This window comes from Mesorhizobium sp. M7D.F.Ca.US.004.03.1.1 (assembly GCF_003998635.1).
Classification (GTDB): Bacteria; Pseudomonadota; Alphaproteobacteria; order Rhizobiales; family Rhizobiaceae; genus Mesorhizobium; species Mesorhizobium loti.
This window is the reverse complement of sequence record NZ_RZQG01001538.1, coordinates 1-784: the sequence shown is the minus strand read 5'-3', so window position 1 is coordinate 784 and position 784 is coordinate 1. Positions and strand designations below refer to the sequence as shown.

Here is a 784-nt window from a genome sequence, read left to right as displayed (position 1 = left end):
ATAGTGGAATTCGAAGCGGGCGACCTGGAAGCCAGCCGCGGCCAGTGCCTTGGCGGCGGCGGTCATCGAGGGGGAATCCATCGACGCGCCGGCGCCATGCGCGAGCAGGATGGTGATGGGCGCGGTGTCGTCGCCGTCGAAGAGGAAGGTGGTCATGGGGCGGCCTTCCAATAAAAGCCGAGTTCCTTCACGCCAGCATCCCCCTCACCCCGCCGTCCGCGCCAGTTGCATATCCACGAACTGAACCCCCTTGGCTGCAACCCTCGCCCATTCGGACCCCGCGTCGAGCTCGAGATAGCGCACCCACAGCCGCCGCGCCTCCAGCAGATTGCCGGCATCGAATTCGAGCCTCGCGAGGTTGAACACCGGATCGGCGTAATTCTTGTCGAGCGCGATCGCCTTCTGCAAATGCCTCCGCGCCGAAGCCTCGCGGCCTTGCTCGCTCATCAGCCCTGCCAGGTTGAACCAGGCCTCGACGAAGGCCGGGTCCAGTTTTATCGCGCTGATATAGTCGTGCGCGGCATCAGCCGCGTGGCCGCCGGCGCGCAGGCAGTTGGCGCGGTTGAAGGCGGCGATCGCATCGCTCGGGTCGATGGCCAGGCAGCGTTGGTAGAGTGCGGCAGCGCCTTCATGGTCGCCGCCCTCCTCCGCCGCTTCCGCTTCAGCGAAGAGCTCTTCCAGCGTGTCGTCGCCCTCTGCCCCGGCGGTGCCCAAATCGAACAACAACTGGCCGTCGAGTTCGCTCTGCCCACCCTCGAGATAGATCGCGTCGGCGCGCCCATGC

General features: G+C 66.2%; 2 protein-coding genes. Both read right to left on the bottom strand.

All coding sequences use genetic code 11. From position 1 onward, the window contains the following. The coding region (locus EN935_RS42615; protein ID WP_348629929.1) for an alpha/beta family hydrolase at positions 1 to 156 on the bottom strand (156 nt) is incomplete at its 3' end. A 48-nt stretch (positions 157 to 204) separates the two neighbouring features. Beyond that, positions 205 to 784: tetratricopeptide repeat protein (locus EN935_RS38510; RefSeq protein WP_127374372.1), on the bottom strand; the 580-nt coding region annotated here is incomplete at its 5' end.